This is a genomic window from Chryseobacterium sp. SIMBA_029 (genome assembly GCF_046535275.1).
Classification (GTDB): domain Bacteria; phylum Bacteroidota; class Bacteroidia; order Flavobacteriales; family Weeksellaceae; genus Chryseobacterium.
The window spans coordinates 1-238 of record NZ_JAWRXA010000818.1; the positions used below are offsets into that span (position 1 = coordinate 1).

At 65.1% G+C, this 238-nt stretch carries 1 protein-coding gene; it reads left to right on the plus strand.

The window, feature by feature from the left end:
* Window positions 1-238, plus strand: a 238-nt coding sequence (locus SB679_RS26170; RefSeq protein ID WP_410705330.1) for a hypothetical protein, incomplete at both ends; no start/stop codon positions are given.

Below are 238 nucleotides of genomic sequence, written 5' to 3' on the forward strand. Positions count from 1 at the left end.
GGCGAAATGCGCTGGCGGGCGGGGCAATCGGCCTCGCCGCCATCCTGCTTTTCATCGGCATAGCCGCCATCTCGCTTGCTGCCTCCGGCGGCAGCAATGCGTTCGCCGGCATCATCTCAGATCCCTACATTCTCCGCGTCCTGCGTTTCACGCTGCTGCAGGCCGTCCTTTCGACCTTGCTCTCCGTTCTCCTGGCACTCCCGGTCGCGCGGGCACTTGCCCGCCAGCCAAACTTTCC